At 71.5% G+C, this 15,829-nt stretch carries 14 protein-coding genes; 4 read left to right on the top strand and 10 right to left on the bottom strand.

Annotation, left to right across the window (positions count from 1 at the left end; genetic code table 11):
* Nucleotides 1–74: 74 nt before the first annotated feature.
* Genes mnhG through ACFHPP_RS02615 form a run of 7 tightly spaced genes read right to left on the bottom strand, consistent with a single transcriptional unit; the run spans nucleotide 75 to nucleotide 6,613 of the window.
* A complete protein-coding gene (gene mnhG, locus ACFHPP_RS02645) occupies nucleotides 75–458 on the bottom strand; it encodes a monovalent cation/H(+) antiporter subunit G (protein WP_437161715.1) in 384 nt (127 codons plus the stop codon).
* A complete protein-coding gene (locus tag ACFHPP_RS02640; protein WP_430668305.1) occupies nucleotides 455–736 on the bottom strand; it encodes a K+/H+ antiporter subunit F in 282 nt (93 codons plus the stop codon). The genes mnhG and ACFHPP_RS02640 overlap by 4 nt, the downstream gene beginning before the upstream one ends.
* Nucleotides 733–1,227: a Na+/H+ antiporter subunit E gene (locus tag ACFHPP_RS02635; RefSeq protein ID WP_437161714.1), complete on the bottom strand. Its 495-nt coding sequence runs from the start codon at nucleotides 1,225–1,227 to the stop codon at nucleotides 733–735. The genes ACFHPP_RS02640 and ACFHPP_RS02635 overlap by 4 nt, the downstream gene beginning before the upstream one ends.
* On the bottom strand, nucleotides 1,224–2,819 hold the full coding sequence (locus ACFHPP_RS02630) for a monovalent cation/H+ antiporter subunit D (protein WP_437161713.1): 1,596 nt from the start codon (nucleotides 2,817–2,819) through the stop codon (nucleotides 1,224–1,226). The genes ACFHPP_RS02635 and ACFHPP_RS02630 overlap by 4 nt, the downstream gene beginning before the upstream one ends.
* Nucleotides 2,819–3,163 (bottom strand): Na+/H+ antiporter subunit C, encoded by a 345-nt coding sequence (locus ACFHPP_RS02625; RefSeq protein ID WP_430668308.1) that lies wholly within the window; start codon nucleotides 3,161–3,163, stop codon nucleotides 2,819–2,821. Before ACFHPP_RS02625 ends, ACFHPP_RS02630 begins: the two co-directional genes overlap by 1 nt.
* On the bottom strand, nucleotides 3,163–6,132 hold the full coding sequence (locus tag ACFHPP_RS02620) for a monovalent cation/H+ antiporter subunit A (RefSeq protein ID WP_437161712.1): 2,970 nt from the start codon (nucleotides 6,130–6,132) through the stop codon (nucleotides 3,163–3,165). Before ACFHPP_RS02620 ends, ACFHPP_RS02625 begins: the two co-directional genes overlap by 1 nt.
* A gap of 13 nt (nucleotides 6,133–6,145) precedes the next feature.
* A complete protein-coding gene (locus ACFHPP_RS02615; protein WP_437161711.1) occupies nucleotides 6,146–6,613 on the bottom strand; it encodes a PTS sugar transporter subunit IIA in 468 nt (155 codons plus the stop codon).
* A 316-nt stretch (nucleotides 6,614–6,929) separates the two neighbouring features.
* Here ACFHPP_RS02615 and osmF point away from each other — a divergent pair, with 316 nt between their 5' ends.
* From osmF to ACFHPP_RS02595, 4 genes are read left to right on the top strand one after another with little or no spacing between them, the layout of a single operon-like run.
* Nucleotides 6,930–7,826 carry a glycine betaine ABC transporter substrate-binding protein OsmF gene (osmF, locus tag ACFHPP_RS02610; protein ID WP_437161710.1) on the top strand — a complete coding sequence of 299 codons (897 nt, stop codon included), beginning with the start codon at nucleotides 6,930–6,932 and terminating at the stop codon, nucleotides 7,824–7,826.
* Complete coding sequence (locus ACFHPP_RS02605; protein WP_437161709.1) at nucleotides 7,826–8,950, top strand: ABC transporter permease subunit; 1,125 nt, start codon at nucleotides 7,826–7,828, stop codon at nucleotides 8,948–8,950. Before osmF ends, ACFHPP_RS02605 begins: the two co-directional genes overlap by 1 nt.
* The gene (locus ACFHPP_RS02600; protein ID WP_437161708.1) at nucleotides 8,947–9,861 is read left to right on the top strand and encodes an ABC transporter ATP-binding protein; all 915 of its coding nucleotides are present in this window, start codon (nucleotides 8,947–8,949) and stop codon (nucleotides 9,859–9,861) included. The genes ACFHPP_RS02605 and ACFHPP_RS02600 overlap by 4 nt, the downstream gene beginning before the upstream one ends.
* On the top strand, nucleotides 9,858–10,532 hold the full coding sequence (locus ACFHPP_RS02595) for an ABC transporter permease subunit (protein WP_437161707.1): 675 nt from the start codon (nucleotides 9,858–9,860) through the stop codon (nucleotides 10,530–10,532). The genes ACFHPP_RS02600 and ACFHPP_RS02595 overlap by 4 nt, the downstream gene beginning before the upstream one ends.
* On the opposite strand, the gene ACFHPP_RS02590 is transcribed toward ACFHPP_RS02595, so the two are convergent.
* Genes ACFHPP_RS02590 through ACFHPP_RS02580 form a run of 3 tightly spaced genes read right to left on the bottom strand, consistent with a single transcriptional unit; the run spans nucleotide 10,522 to nucleotide 15,755 of the window.
* On the bottom strand, nucleotides 10,522–12,054 hold the full coding sequence (locus ACFHPP_RS02590) for an ABC transporter substrate-binding protein (protein ID WP_437161706.1): 1,533 nt from the start codon (nucleotides 12,052–12,054) through the stop codon (nucleotides 10,522–10,524). The genes ACFHPP_RS02595 and ACFHPP_RS02590 overlap by 11 nt on opposite strands.
* 18 nt (nucleotides 12,055–12,072) lie before the next feature.
* On the bottom strand, nucleotides 12,073–13,704 hold the full coding sequence (locus ACFHPP_RS02585) for a hydantoinase B/oxoprolinase family protein (RefSeq protein WP_437161705.1): 1,632 nt from the start codon (nucleotides 13,702–13,704) through the stop codon (nucleotides 12,073–12,075).
* A complete protein-coding gene (locus ACFHPP_RS02580) occupies nucleotides 13,701–15,755 on the bottom strand; it encodes a hydantoinase/oxoprolinase family protein (RefSeq protein ID WP_437161704.1) in 2,055 nt (684 codons plus the stop codon). The genes ACFHPP_RS02585 and ACFHPP_RS02580 overlap by 4 nt, the downstream gene beginning before the upstream one ends.
* Nucleotides 15,756–15,829: the final 74 nt, after the last annotated feature.

Raw genomic sequence — 15,829 nt, 5'->3', positions numbered from 1 at the left:
CTCCCTCCCGAAGTCGGCAGGTTCGTAGACGCAGATGAAGCAATCGCGAAGCTATGCCACCAGAATGAACAAAATTATTTTTGTGGCGGAGGTCCAGCCTCCAGCGGCGGCGGCACATCCATCGAGCCTTCCCGCCGGTCCCGGTACAGCGCTGCGCGGGCCAGCAGCATCAGTGTCACCGGCGTGGTGATGACGACGACGACGCCGATCAGCAGTTCGTGCAGCACCAGCCGCGTCTGCAGCACGGAGAAGAAGATCATGGAGGCGAACAGCACGCAGCCGATGCCGAGCGTGGTGCCGAGCGTCGGCGTGTGCACGCGGTCGTAGAAGCTGTGCATCCGCAGCAGCCCGGCGGAGCCCACCAGCGTCAGCGCCGCACCCACCAGCAGCAGCAGGGACACCAGGATGGCGGCCCAGCCGGGCAGTGCGGCGAAGGGGATGTCCGGGATCGCGGTCATTCGATCACCTCGCCGCGCATCAGGAACTTGGCCAGCGCCGCGGTGGCGACGAAGCCGAGCAGCACCATGATGAAGGCGGCCTCGAAATACACCGTGCTGCCGGTGCGGATGCCGAAGACCAGCAGCAGGATGGCGCCGTTCACATACATGGTGTCGAGCCCCAGCACGCGGTCCTGCGCGCGTGGGCCGACCAGCACGCGGAAGGCGGCGCAGCCCATCGCCAGCACCAGCATGATCTGCGCCAGGTAGACCGACCAGGACAGCAGGGATGCGGTCATTCGAAGATCTCCCTCAGCCGGATCTCGTAGCGGTCCTTGATGATGCGCACCCAGTCGTCGTCCGGGATCAGGTCCAGCACATGCAGCAGCATGGTGCTGCGGGCGCTGTCGTATTCCACCCAGACGGTGCCGGGCGTCGCCGTCAGGATGCAGCCAAGCACCGCCAGGCCATAGGGGTCGCGCAGGTCGAGCGGCACCAGGACGAAGCCGGACTGGCGCGGCACGTCCCGCGGCCGGCCGCGCAGCACGATGCGCGCGACCGCGTTGTTGGACCGCACGATCTCCACCAGCACCACCCAGGCCAGTTGCGCCATGGCGCGTGGGCGCCGCAGCCGCGCCTGCGGCGGGCGCAGCGCCACCAGCGCCCAGCAGGCGCCGAAGGCGGCCAGGCTGCCCATCAGGATCGAACGCGGGGCGACGCTTCCGACCAGCAGCAGCCACATCGCCAGCAGCGCAAGCCACAGCAGCGGGTAGGGCAGCAGCCGCGTCATGGGCTGGACTCCACCACGCCGCGGACATAGGCCGCCGGCGCGTGCAGCCCATCCGCCGTCGCCTGCATGTAGCGCAGCACCGGCCCGGCCTGCACCGTCATGGCGATGGCCAGCACCAGCAACCCCACCACCGGTGCGATCTCCACCAGCCCGACCCGCGGCGCGGGGCCGGAGGAGGTCCAGAAGGCGTCGATGCCGGTGCGCGTCATCGCCACCACGGTCGCGAGGCCGGACAGCAGCAGGGCGGCCAGCAGCAGCCAGGACCCGGCGGGAATGGCTGGCTGCCCGCCGGTGAACAGCGGCGCCAGCATGGCGAACTTGGCCAGGAAGCCGGACAGCGGCGGCAGGCCGGCCAGCAGCAGCGCGCAGACCGAAAAGCTCAGGCCGAGGATGGCGATGGTGGCGGGGATGGCGACGCCGACGGCATCCTCCTCCGGCTCCTCCTCCTCCCCGGTGCCGAAGGCTTCCCGGGTCACCGCCAGCACGTCGGCGCCGACCTCCTCGCGGTTGCGCTCCACCAGCTCGATCAGCAGGAAGAAGGCGGCGATGCCGAGGATGGAACTGGCCATGTAGAACAGCGCGCCGCCGGTCACCGCCACCTGGCCGGCGCCGATCGCGGCCAGCAGGGTGCCGGAGGATACCAGCACGCAGGCACCGGCCAGGCGTGGCATGCTCTGCGTCGCCAGCACCGCGATGCAGCCATAGAGGATGGTCAGCAGCCCGCCCGCCATCAGCCAGGTGCCGCCGAAGCCGGCCGATGCGCCGGCACCCTCGCCGAACAGCAGCAGCCACAGCCGCAGCACGGCATAGACGCCGACCTTGCTGAGGATGGACAGGATGGCCGCCGCCGGCGTGCTGGCCGCGGCATAGGCCGGCACCAGCCAGAAGCCCAGCGGCCACATCCCCGCCTTGATGAGGAAGGCGATGCCGAGGATCGCCATGCCGGCCTCGAACAGCCCGCGATCCGCCGGGTCCATCGCCGGGATGCGGCCCGCCAGGTCGGCCATGTTCAGCGTGCCGGCCAGGCCATAGACCATGCTGACGCCGACCAGGAACAGCAGCGAGGCGCCGAGGTTGATCGCGATGTAGTGCAGCCCGGCGCGCACCCGCGCGGTGCCGGACCCATGCAGCAGCAGGCCGTAGGAGGCCGCCAGCATCACCTCGAAGAACACGAACAGGTTGAACAGGTCGCCGGTCAGGAAGGCGCCGTTCAGGCCCATGAGCTGGAACTGGAACAGCGGGTGGAAATGCGCCCCCGCATTGTGCCAGCGCGCCAGGGAAAAGGTCAGCGCGGCCAGGCCCAGGAGGGCCGACAGCAGCAGCATCAGCGCCGAAAGCCGGTCCAGCACCAGCACGATGCCGAAGGCCGCCGGCCAGTCGCCGAGCCGGTACACCTGCACCGCGGCAGCCTCCGCCCCCGGCACCGAATCGGCCCGCAGCAGCAACAGCACCGCGAGCACGACCAGCGCGACCATCGACGCGATGCCGAGGCCGGCCTTGAACTGCCGTTGGTCGGGCACCAGCACCATCAGCGTGCCGGCCAGCATCGGCAGGATGATCGGCAGGATCATCAACTGGTCGATCCAGGCCATCAGCGATCCTGCTCCCGCCCATCGACATGGTCCGTGCCGGTCAGGCCGCGGGAGGCCAGCAGCAGCACCAGGAACAGCGCCGTGGTGGCGAAGCTGATGACGATGGCGGTCAGCACCAGCGCCTGCGGCAGCGGGTCCGCGTGCTGCGCCAGGGTGCCGGTGCCGCCCGGCGGCAGGATCGGCGCCGCGCCGCTGCGCAGCCCGCCGGTGGAGAAGATGAACAGGTTCACGGCGTAGGACAGCAGCGACAGCCCCATGATGACCTGGAAGGTGCGCGGCCGCAGCAGCAGCCAGACGCCGGAGCCGGTGAGCACGCCGATTCCGAGGGAGACGATGAGTTCCATCAGTCGCCCCCCACGCCATCGCCGGCCGGGGCCGCCTGGCGCAGCGGCTGCGGTGCCGGCGGTGCCGCCGCCACCGGCCGCGCGGCGGCACGGTGGCCGCGGACGGACTGGTGGGCGAGGGCGATCAGCATCAGCACGGTGGCACCGACCACCAGGGCAAACACGCCGATGTCGAAGATCAGCGCGCTTGCCGTCGGTATGCGGCCGATCAGCGGCAACTCGGCATAGCCGAAGTAGGTGGTCAGGAAGGGGAAGCCGAGCAGCATCGGCACCACGCCGGTGCCACCCGCCAGCAGCAGCCCGAAGCCGATCCAGCGCAGCGGCAGCACGCGCAGGTGGTCCTCCACCCATTGCGCGCCGCCGATCATGTATTGCAGCAGGAAGGCGATGGACATCACCAGCCCGGCCGCGAAGCCGCCGCCCGGCTGGTCGTGCCCGCGCAGCAGCAGGTACAGCGCGACCACGCCGATCACCGGGAACAGCATGCGGGAGACGACGCCGGGCACCAGCAGCCAGTCGGACGCCGTGTCGCCGGCCCGGCGGTCGGGATGCGCGATGTCGACGGCATCCTGGTCGCGCTGCTGTTCCGGCACCTCGATGCTGTCCGGCGCCGGGCGGAAGCGGCGCAGCAGCGCGAAGACGGACAGCGCCACCACGCCGAGCACGGCCAATTCGCCCAGCGTATCGAAGCCGCGGAAATCCACCAGGATGACGTTGACGACGTTGGTGCCGCCGCCCTCGGCATAGGCGCGCGCCAGGAAATGCTCGGCCAGCAGGTCGGGTGGCGTGCGCGTCATGACACCATAGGCCAGCACCGCCATGCCGCCGCCGGCGCCAATGGCGATGGCCAGGTCGCGCAGGCGGCGCGTCAGCGTCACCACCTCCGGCGTTCCCGCCGTGGCACCGGCCTGGCGCTTCGGCAGCCAGCGCAGGCCGAGCAGCAGCAGCACCGTCGTCACCACCTCCACCAGCAACTGGGTCAGGGCGAGGTCGGGGGCGGAGAACCAGACATAGGTGATGCAGACCACGAGGCCCACGGCGCCAAGCAGGATCAGCGCGGCCAGCCGGTGGTACTTCGCCTGCCAGGCGGCGCCGATGGCGCAGGCGGCGCCCACCAGCCAGACCAGCCCGATCACCGGGTCCACCGCCCAGGGCGTCAGGTTGCCCGGCGCCAGGCCGCGCAGATACACGGCCAGCGCCGCGGCGATGATGGAGACGCCGACCAGCAGGCGCAGCTGCGGCTGCAGGCGCCTTGTGCCGAGCCAGGATTCCAGCCGGCGCGCCAGGCGCCAGGACAGGAAGACCATCACCCGCTCGAAGATGCGCTGTCCTTCCCAGCGCCGCAGCAGCGGCACGCCCTCCGCCCCGGTCAGCAGGTAGCGTTGCAGCAGCAGGTAGAGGCCGACGCCGGCGGCGAGCGCGATCACGCTCATCAGCAGCGGCAGGTTGAAGCCGTGCCAGACCGCGAGGCTGTAGCGGGGCGTCGCCGCGCCGAGCACGGAGGTTGCGGCCACGTCCAGGAAGGGTCCGACCGTGGCGGCCGGCAGCACGCCCACCATGATGCAGGCCAGCACCAGGATCTCCACCGGGAAGCGCATCCAGGCCGGCGGCTCGTGCGGCTTCTGCGGCAGGTCCGTGGGATCCGGGCCGAAGAAGGCCCCGTGGATGAAGCGCAGCGAATAGGTCACGGCGAAGGCGCTGCCGACCATGGCCAGCAGCGGCAGCAGGCCGAAGGCGACGGGCAGCGGGCTGTCGGCGGACAGCGCCTCGGCGAAGAACATCTCCTTCGACAGGAAGCCGTTCAGCAGCGGCACGCCGGCCATGGCGGCGGCGGCCACCAGCGCCAGCCGGGCGGTGAAGGGCATGGACCGGTTGAGGCCGGACAATCGGCGGATATCTCGCGTGCCGGTTTCGTGGTCGATGATGCCGGCGGCCATGAACAGGCTGGCCTTGAAGGCCGCGTGATTCATGATGTGGAAGATCGCCGCCACCATGGCGAGGCTGCTGTTCAGGCCGAGCAGCAGCGTGATCAGGCCGAGATGGCTGATGGTGGAATAGGCCAGCAGCCCCTTCAGGTCGTGCTGGAAGATGGCGATGTAGGCGCCGACCAGCAGCGTCACCAGGCCCGCGGTGCCGACCATCCAGAACCAGGCGTCGGTGCCCGCCATCACCGGCCACAGCCGCGCCATCAGGAACACGCCGGCCTTCACCAGCGTCGCCGAATGCAGGTAGGCGGACACCGGCGTCGGCGCCGCCATGGCGTGCGGCAGCCAGAAATGGAACGGGAACTGCGCGCTTTTGCTCAGCGTGCCGAGCAGCACCAGCACCAGCGCCGGGAGATACAGCGGGTGCTCGCGGATGCGGTCGCCGGCGGCCAGCACCGCATCCAGCTCGTAGCTGCCGACGATATGGCCGAGTACCAGCACGCCCGCGAACAAGGCGAGCCCGCCGCTCGCCGTGACGGTCAGCGCCATGCGCGCGCCGTCCCGCGCCGCGGCGGTGTGGTGCCAGTATCCGACCAGCAGGAAGGAGAACAGGCTGGTCAGTTCCCAGAAGAACACCAGCTGCACCAGGTTGCCGGACAGCACCAGCCCCAGCATCGACCCCATGAAGGCCAGCAGGAAGGCGAAGAAGCGCGGCACCGGGTCTTCGGCGGACATGTAGTAGCGGGCGTACAGCACCACCAGGAAGCCGATGCCCGTGACAAGCCCGGCAAACATCCAGGCAAAGCCGTCCATCCGCAGCGACAGGTTCAGCCCCAGCGTCGGCATCCAGGGCAGTTCCGCCCGCAGCACGCCGCCCCCGGCCACCGTCGGCCAGGCCAGCCAGACCAGCAGCAGCGCACCGAGCGTCACCGCCCCGGCCAGCCGGGCCGCGGCATCGCGGGCGTTGATCGGCAGAAGCACCGCGGCCAGCGCGCCGAGGAAGGGCAGCGCGAGGGCGGTGATCAGCAGCAGCGCATCGGGCATCAGCGCGCAGGCATCATTCGGGCATCTGCGCCGGCGCGGCCTGGCGCAGCAGCGCCAGCACATCCGTTGGCTCGCGGGCCTGGCGCAGGCGCTGCAGCACCTGAGGATTGCGCAGCGAACGGCACAGGCCGGACAGCGCCGGGAGGAACCCCTCGGCATCGGCTTCCGGCCACAGCACGGTGAAGACCAGGTCCACCGGCTCCTCGTCGCGCGCCTCGAAATCGATCGCGCGCGCCAGGCGCGTCACCAGCAGCAACGGCGCATCGTCCCCGGGCAGCCGGGCATGCGGCAGGGCGACGCCGCGGCCGAGTGCGGTGGAGCCGAGTTGCTCCCGCGCCTCCAGCGCCGCCCGCACTTCCTCCACCGGGCGGCCGAGGCGCCCGGCGGCCTGTCCGGCCAGATCCTGGATCAGGCTGCGCTTGTTGCCGGCGGCCTGACCCAGGGCGATGTCCTCGGCCGACAGAAGATCGGTGATCGGCATCTCATCCTCTTCCGGCGCCGAATGGCCTGACGGGCGCCCGGCCGGCAACGCGGGCCGTGCCGCAACTGTTGCACGCGGTGCGCCACGGGCGGCACCATAGACCGCGACATGGCCTGTGTCGCCCGGCGTGATTTGCGGCCGGCTGTTTGGCAGGTAGATGAACAAGAGTCCATGCGGGGTGCGCGGATGCAAAGCGGCCCCAGATCGCGCAGGGTCGCGTGGAACCGTTGGCGGCGTGGCACGCTGCCGTCGGGTGGATGATCGGCTTCGGGAACGGGAGGCAGGAATGTCGGCAGGCAGGTTTGGACGGCGGGCCTTGGCGGCGATCCCCCTCGCGCTGGCGGCGACCCGGGCGGGGGCCCAGGGCGCGGCGCGGCCGGTGGTGGTGTCCTCCAAGATCGACACCGAAGGGGCGCTGCTCGGCAACCTGATCCTGGTGGCGCTGGAGGCGGCGCGCATCCCGACCGAGGCGCGGCTCTCGCTCGGCCCGACCCGCATCGTGCGCACCGCGCTGGTGGCCGGCGAGGTCGACCTGTACCCCGAATACACCGGCAACGGCGCCTTCTTCTTCCAGCGGGAGGATGACCCCGCCTGGCGCAGCGGCCCCAGCGCGCATGAGCTGGTCGCGCGGCTGGACCGGGAGGCGAACAACCTGGTCTGGCTGGCCCGCGCCGAGGCCAACAACACCTGGGCCATCGCGGTGCGCGGCGACGTGGCCCGCGCCGAACGCCTGGCGACGATGGAGGATTTCGCCCGCGCCACCACGGCCGGCAAGCTGCGCCTCGCGGCCTCGGCCGAATTCGTGGAAAGCCCGGCGGCGCTCGGCAGCTTCGAGCGGACCTACGGCTTCAGCTTCCCGCGCGACCGCATCACGGTGCTGCCGGGCGGCGACACGGCGGTGACCATGCGGGCGGCGGCGCAGGGCATCTCCGGCGTCAACGCGGCGATGGTCTATGGCACGGACGGCGCGATCTCGGCGCTGAGCCTGGTGGTGATGCGCGACACCAAGGGCGCGCAGATCGTCTATGAGCCGGCCCCGGTGGTGCGCGCCGCGGTGCTGGAGGCGCATCCGGGCATCCGGGACGCGCTGGCGCCGGTCTTCGCCTCCCTGACGCTGGAGAAGCTGCAGGAACTGAACGGCAAGGTGGCGGTCGAGGGCCGTACCGCGGCGGCGGTGGCGCGGGAGCATTTCGGCACCCTGCGGCGCGGCTGATGCCTGCGGCGGTCGCGGGACGCGGCCTGCTGGCGCTGCTGGTCCTGGCCGGGCTGCTGCTGCCCTGGCTGACGGTGGCGCCGAACCGGCTGCTGCCGGGCGTGCCGCTCGGCGGAGTCTCGGCGACCGGCTGGGCCGGGGCCGTGGCGCTGGCGGCCCTGGCGCTGGCGGTGTGGCCGCGTATCCCCTCGCTGATCGGCGCGATGCTGGCCCTGGCCGCGGCGATCCTGCTGCTCTGGGCCACCGGCGGTGCGGCGGGCCGTGCCCTGGAGGGCATGGCACCGGCGGCGCGCGCCGGCCTTGGCGGAGGTTTCTGGGTGGCGCTGGTCGCCGCATTGGCGCTCGCCGCCGCCCGTGCCGCGGCGCTGTCCTTCGCCGGCCGCGCCATGCTGGCCGTTGCGGGCGCTGCCGGCCTGGCCGTGCTGTGGCTCGGCGGCGTGTTCGAACCCTTGTCCCTGATGGTGGAATACCGGGCGCGGCAGGACGCCGTGCATGCTGCGCTGCTGCGGCATGTGGCGCTGGCCGGCGGTGCGCTGCTGCTGGCGCTGCTGGTCGCCGTGCCGCTGGCCTGGGCCGGCTTCCGCCGCCCCGGCGCCGCCGGTCCGGTGGGGGCGGTGCTCGGCGCGATCCAGGTGGTGCCGGCCATCGCGCTGTTCGCCGCGCTGATCCCGCTGCTGGCGGCGCTGCTGGCGCTGGCCCCGGCGCTGCGCGGCCTGGGGCTGGGTGCGATCGGCCCGGCGCCGGCGGTCATCGCCACGGCCGGCTACCTGGCGCTGCCGCTGTGGCGCGCGGTGCTCGGCGGTCTGGTCTCCGCCAACCCCGCCGCCGTCGCCGCCGCCCGTGCCATGGGCATGACGGAAGGCGGCATCACGCGGGAAGTGCGCCTGCCGCTGGCGCTGCCGGTGTTCGCCGGCGGGCTGCGCGTCGCCGTGGTGCAGGCGATCGGGCTGGTGACGCTGGGCGGGCTGGTCGGGGCGGGCGGCCTGGGCGCGCTGGTCTTCGAGGGGCTGGCGCAGTTCGCGACCGACCTGATGCTGCTCGGCGCCCTGCCCATCGTGCTGCTGGCACTGGTGGCGGATGCGCTGACACGATCCGTCGAACAAGTCCTGGGGACGCCCGCATGATCCAGTTCGAGGATGTGGCGGTGCGCTTCGCTGAGGTCGATGCGCTGTCCCAGGTGACCCTGACCGTGCCGGACGGCGTGCTCTGCGCGCTGGTCGGGCCATCCGGCTCGGGCAAGTCCACGCTGATGCGGCTGGTCAACCGGCTGGTGGAGCCGAGCGCCGGCCGCATCCGCGTGCGCGGCCAGGACGTGGCGGGGCTGGAGCCGGCGCGGCTGCGGCGGTCCATCGGCTATGTCATGCAGTCCACCGGCCTGTTCCCGCATCGCAGCGTCGCCGCCAATATCGGCACCGTGCCGCGCCTGCTGGGCTGGGACCGCGCGCGCATCGCGGCCCGGGTCGAGGAATTGCTGGCGCTGGTGCAGCTCGACCCCTCGCTCGGCGAACGCCTGCCCGGCGCGCTGTCCGGTGGCCAGGCGCAGCGCGTCGGCCTGGCGCGGGCGCTGGCGGCGGACCCCGACATATTGCTGATGGACGAGCCCTTCGGCGCGGTGGACCCCCTCACCCGCCGCGACCTGCGCGCGGAGCTTCGGCGCATCCACGCGGAGACCGGCAAGACGATCGTGCTGGTGACGCACGACCCGGAGGAGGCGCTGGAGCTGGCCACGCAGGTGGTGGTGCTGCGCGACGGGCGGGTGGAGGCGGATGGGCCGCCTGCGGCCCTGGTCGCGCCCGATGCCGCGCCCTTCGCCCGCGAATTGCTGGGCGGCGCGCAGCCCGGCCTGCGGCGGCTTTCCCTGCTCTCGGTCGCCGAGGCACGCGACCCGACCCCGGCGCCACCCGGCGCGCCGGTGCTGCCGGCGGACGCGACGCTGGCCGATGCGCTGTCCCGCATGGCGGAAACCGGCCGGAACGTGCTGGCGGTGGAGGGTGGCTCCATCCGGCTCGACGCCGTGCTGGCCCGAGGGCGATGAGAAGGTTGCGCGCGGCACCGCTGCTGCTGGCCGGCCTGCTGGCCCTGGTGGCGCTGGTGCCCGCCTGGTTTGGCGGTTTCCCGGCCGGGCGGCTGGCCGGGCTGGCGCTCGGCCATGTCGGGCTGGCGCTGGCGGGGGTGATCCCGGCGGCGCTGATCGGCCTCGCGCTCGGCATCCTGGTGACGCGCCCGGCGCTGGTGGCGCTGCGACCGGCGGCGGATGCGCTGGCCGCCGGCGCCCAGGCGGTGCCGCCCGTGGTGGTGGTGGCGCTGGCGGTGCCGGCCTTCGGCTTCGGCTGGGGGCCGACCATCCTGGCGCTGCTGCTGTACGGCATCATGCCGGTGCTGCGCGCCACCGTCGCGGCGCTGGAAGCGGTGCCGCCGGATGCGCGGCTCGCGGCGCTGGCGCTCGGCTACACCCCGGTGGGCGCGTTGCGGGAGGTGGAACTGCCGCTGGCCTGGCCATTGGTTCTGGACGGGCTTCGGGTGGCGCTGGTGCTGGCGGTGGCGACGGCCGCGGTGGGGGCGCTGGCCGGCGCCTCCACCCTCGGCACGCCCATCGTGCTCGGCCTGCAGAACCAGAACCAGTTGCTGGTGCTGCAGGGCGCCGCGGCGACAGCGGCGCTCGCCTTCGCCGCGGAGGGTCTTCTGCTGGCGGTGGTCAGGCGATAGCCGTGTCCTCCAGCGTGATGCCGCTGAAGAAGTTCAGCGCACCGGGCATCGCCTGGAAGCCGGTGACCGACTTCGACATGGCATAGCCCTGGCTGCGCCAGGCGAGGCCGACCAGCGGCGCCTCGGCCAGCGCCACCCGCTGCGCCTCCAGGTAGATCTCGCGCCGCTTCGCGGTGTCGAACTCGGCGCGCCCGGCCCGCATCAGCTCCTCCAGCTTCGGGATGCGCAGCCCGGCGCTGCGGACGTAGGAGGGGGAGAGTGAGCCGTCGATCAGGCTGTTCAGGCCATCCGCATCGTTGTTGTCGGTGGCCGTGCCCATCACCGCGATGTCGAACTGCCCGCGATTGCCGAGGTTCACCCGCGTCGCCCAATCCGGCAGGCGCAGCTCCGCCTGGATGCCGACGGCGGCGAGGTGCTGCTGCACCACCTCCGCCGTGTCCTTGTGCATGCCGTATTGCGCGGTGGACAGCAGGCTGGTGCTGAAGCCGTTCGGCAGCCCGGCTTCCCGCAACAGGGCCTTGGCCTTGTCGGGGTCGTAGGCCTGTCCCTTCGACAGCGTCTCGTCGAAGAACTCGCTGCCGGGCGCGATCGGCAGGCCCTCCAGCGCGCTGCCACGACCGAAGAAGGCGACCTTCACGATGTCGTCCCGCTTGATGGCGTGGCCGATGGCGCGCCGCACCCGCGCATCGCCGAGATGCGGCCGGGTCGCGTTGAAGTTGAGATACATGAAGGGGCCGTTGGTGGCGTCCAGCTTCAGCCGCTCATCCGCCTCGATCGCCGCCATCGCCTGCCAGGGCACGTATTCGATCAGGTCCACGTCGCCGGCGCGGATGGCGGAAACCCGCAAATTCTCGTCCGCATAGGCAATCAGGCGCAGGCCGCGCAGCTTCGGCTGGCCCGGCTTGTAGTAGCGGTCGAAGGCGGCGAGATCGATGGAGGTGCCGCGTTCCTGCGCCGTGATGGTGAAGGGTCCGGCACCGATCGGCAGCACGCCGGCGCCGGTCGGGCTGCGCGGGTTCACCATCATCATGTGGTAGGAGGCGAGCCAGTTCGGCAGCGTGGCGATGGGCGACTTCGTGACGATGCGGACGGTGCGCGCATCCGGCGTCTCCACGGCGGCCACGTTCTGCATCTCCGCGCGGTAGTAGGCGGTGGAGCGTTCGCCCGCGATCTGCTCGATGTTCCACTTCACGTCGGCCGCAGTGACCGGCTCGCCGTTGTGGAACAGCGCGTTGCCGCGCAGGCGGAACACCCAGGTGGTGGGGTTCTCGTTCGACCAGGATTCGGCCAGTTCGCCGCGCAGCTTGCCGTCCGGCGCGTAGGACAGCAGGCCGCGATGGATCAGCAGCTTCACCGTGGCCGCCGCGGTGCCGGTATTGGCCCAGGGCTGCAGGCTGGGCGGGAAGGAGGACAGGCCGAAGCGCAGCACGCCCGGGCTCCGCTGCGCCCATGCCGGGCTCGCCCCGGGCAGGAAGGGAAGGGCCGCTGCGGCGGCGAGTAATCCGCGTCGCGAGGTCTGCATGATCTTGTTCTCCCTGTTTCAGATGGCTCCGTAGATCTCCCGGGCAGGACCGGGCGCAATGCTGCCTTCCGCCACGTCACGCCGCACGGCGTCACGGCCTCGCTCCGAGGGCGGGCCATAGCCGCCGCCGCCGGGGGTGATGATCTCGACCCAGTCGCCGGCGCGCAACAGGCCATTGCCGAGCGCGAAGGGCGCGATGCCTGGCGCAAAGCGGAATTTTCCGGACTCGCCCGGCTGGCCGCCGTCCAGGCCCCAGGGGCGCGACAGGAAGCGGGAGCCGTCCAGGCGGAGGCGGCATTCCGCTTCGGCGCGATAGACCCGGCGCAGGCCCATGCCGCCACGCTGCCGGCCGGCGCCGCCGGAACCCTCGACCAGTTCGTAGCGCATCAGCGTCAGCGGGTATTCGATCTCCAGCGCCTCGACCGGCAGGTTGGAGGTGTTGGTGGTGTGCACATGCACGCCATCCAGCCCGTCCTTCTCCGCCCGCGCGCCGAAACCGCCACCGATCGTTTCCAGATACACCCAGGGCTCGCCGGTGACGGGCTGCCGTCCGACGAAGGAGGCGACGAAGCAGGCGCCGTTATGCGCCGCGGTGACGCGCGCCGGCACCGCCTGCGCGAGCGCGCCGTGGATGAGGTCCACCACGCGCTGGCAGGTGGACAGCCGCGCATTCACCGCCGCCGGCAGCACGCAGTTCAGCACGCTGCCTTCCCGCGCCGTGACGCGCAGCGGCCGGGCGAGGCCGGCATTCGGCAGCAGCGTCGGGTCCACCACGGTCTTCACCGCGTAGTAGACCGTGGCGAGCAATGCCGTCATCGTCATGTTGATGCCGGCGCGTACCTGGTCCGGGCCGTCGAAATCCAGCGTCATGGCGTCGCCCGCGACGGTCAGCGTCAGGGTCAGCGGCAATTCGCCGGTGATCTCGGGGCTGTCGTGCACATCCGCGAAGGTCCAGCTGCCGTCCGGGATGGCCGCGATGCCGGCGCGCATCTTGCGCTCCGCGTAATCCTGCAGCGCCTGCCCCGCCGCCAGCACCGTCTCCGTGCCGTACTTCGCGCACAGCGCCTGCATGCGCGACACGCCGAGGCGGTTGGCGGCCATCTGCGCGCGCAGGTCGGACAGACGCTCCCGCGGCACCTGGCAGTTCAGCAGGATCAGTTCCTGCACGTCCGTCTGCAACTCCCCGGCGCGGTACAGGCGGATCGGCGGGATGCGCAGGCCTTCCTGGAAGATGTGCGCGTGGCCACGGTCCGCGAAATCCGAATGGTGCGCCAGGTTCACGGCCCAGGAGACGATGCGGCCCTCGACGAAGATGGGCTCCGCCAGCACGATATCCGGCAGGTGGGTGCCGCCGCCCTCATAGGCATCGTTGCCGACGAAGACGTCGCCAGGCTGCATCTGGTCCATCGGGTGCCGCTTCAGCACATGCGCGATGATGCCGATGAAGCTGCCGAGATGGATCGGGATGTGTTCCGCCTGGCACAAGGTGTTGCCGGCGATGTCGAACAGCGCGGTGGAACAGTCCCGCCGTTCCTTGATGTTGGTGGAGTAGGAGGCGCGCACCAGCGCCTCCCCCATCTCCTCGACGATGGACGACAGGGCGGAGCCGATGACCTCGACCGTGATCGGGTCGGGGCGCGTGTTGCTCATGCCGAGGCCTCCAGGATCAGATTGTCGTAGGCGTCCACGCGCGCATCCTGGCCGGGCAGGATCACCGTCGTCGCATCCATCTGCTCGACGATGGCGGGGCCCGCGATGCGGTTGCCGGGGGCCAGCCTGTCCCGTGCATAGACCGGCACGGCGACCACGCCGCCAGCCTCGGGGAACCACACTTCCCGCGTCGCCTCCAGCGCGGCCGTCGCATCCGGGCCTTGCAGCGGGCGCGGCTTGAGTTCCGCCTTGCGGACCAGGCCGGTCGCCTCCAGCCGGAAGGTGACGAGCTGCACCGCCTCGCCTTCCGCGATGAAGCCGTACATCTGCCGATGCGCGGCCGCGAAACCCTCCGCCAGATGCGCGAGGGTGGCGGCGGTGAAGGGGCCATCCGGCAGCGCCACCGGCAATTCGTAGTTCTGGCCGGCATAGCGCATGTCCACGGTGCGGCGGATCATGCGCTTGTCCGGCGCGATGTGTTCCTGCGCGAACCAGCGTTCCGCCGTCGCCGCCAGTGTCGCGAAGGCTGTCTCCATCGGCGCCAGCGCCTCGGCGTCCAGCGCCGTCAGCCGGGTCGCCGCGAAATCCGCGCGCAGGTCGGTCAGCAGCAGGCCCATGGCGCAGAGGATGCCGGGGTTGCGCGGGACCAGCACGCGGCGGATGTCCAACTCCTTCGCCAGGCGCGCCGCATGCAGCGGCCCGGCGCCGCCGAAGGCGATCAGCGTGTAGTCGCGCGGATCATGCCCGCGCTGCACGCTGATGACGCGGATGGCCTTCGCCATGTTGGCCGTGACGACGGACAGGATGCCCTGCGCCGTCTCCATCACCCCCAGCCCGAGCTGCTTCGCCAGCCTTTCCACGGCCGCCACCGAAAGGTCGCGCCGAATCGGCATGCGGCCGCCGAGCAGATGCGTGGGATGCAATGTGCCGAGCACGACATTGGCGTCCGTCACCGCCGCTTCCTCGTTGCCGCGGCCGTAGCAGACCGGTCCGGGATCGGCGCCGCAACTGCGCGGGCCGACCTTCAGCAGCCCGCCGGAGTCGACGAAGGCGATGGAGCCACCGCCGGCGCCGACCGTGTGGATATCCAGCATCGGCGCCTTGATGGGGTAGCCATGCACGATGGCCTCCCCGGTCAGCCGCGGCTCGCCGCCCTGCAACAGCGCCACGTCGGTGCTGGTGCCGCCCATGTCGAAGGTGATGAGGTCCGGAAAGCCGGACAGCCGCCCGATCGCCTGCGCACCGACCACGCCGGTGGAGGGGCCGGACAGCACCATGCGCACCGGCATCTCGGCCGCCGCCTCGAAGCCTATGACGCCGCCATTGGATTGCGTCAGATGCGGCGTGGCGGTGACGCCGAGCGCCGCCAGCCGTTCCGCCAGGCGCTTGATGTAGCCGCGCATGACGGGGCCGAGGTAGCTGTTCACCACCGCGGTCGACAGCCGTTCGTATTCGCGGAACTCCGGTGCGATCTCGTGGCTCGTCGTCAGGAAGATGCCGGGCAATTCTTCTTCGATGATCCGGCGTGCCGTGGCCTCGTGGTCGGGTCGCACGAAGCTGTAGAGGAAGCAGATGGCGATGGCCTGTACCCCGGCCGCCTTCAGCGCCCGCGCCGCCTCGCGCACCGCCTGCTCGTCCAGCGCGGTCTCCACCGTGCCGTCGTGGCGGATGCGCTCCGGCACCTGCAGCCGCAACTCCCGCGCCACCAGCACCGGCGGCTTGTCCACCTGCAGGTCGTACAGGTCCGGCCGCTTCTGCCGGCCGATCTCCAGCAGGTCGCGGAAGCCATCGGTGGTCACCAGGCCGGTGCGGACGCCGCGATGCTGGATCAGCGCGTTGGTCGCGACCGTGGTGCCGTGGCCGAAATAGGCGATCTCGCCCGGTGCGCGCCCGACCTGCTCCATGCCCTCCGCCACCCCGCCGGCGATGCCGCGGGAGGGATCATCCGGGGTGGAGGACACCTTCCAGACCGCAATGCGGCCGGACTCCTCCTCGAACAGGCAGACATCGGTGAAGGTGCCACCCGAATCCACGCCGACACGCCAGCCCAAGGCCCAGCTCCCCATCCCGTCGCGGCGCCAGTGTCGCGCCGGGTGGCGCCGAAGGTCAATTCTCCGGCATGCAC

Source organism: Falsiroseomonas sp. E2-1-a20 (assembly GCF_051433195.1).
In the GTDB taxonomy this organism is placed as follows: Bacteria; Pseudomonadota; Alphaproteobacteria; order Acetobacterales; family Acetobacteraceae; genus Falsiroseomonas.
Note: the sequence above shows the minus strand (reverse complement) of the source record. Positions and strands in the feature narration are given on the sequence as shown.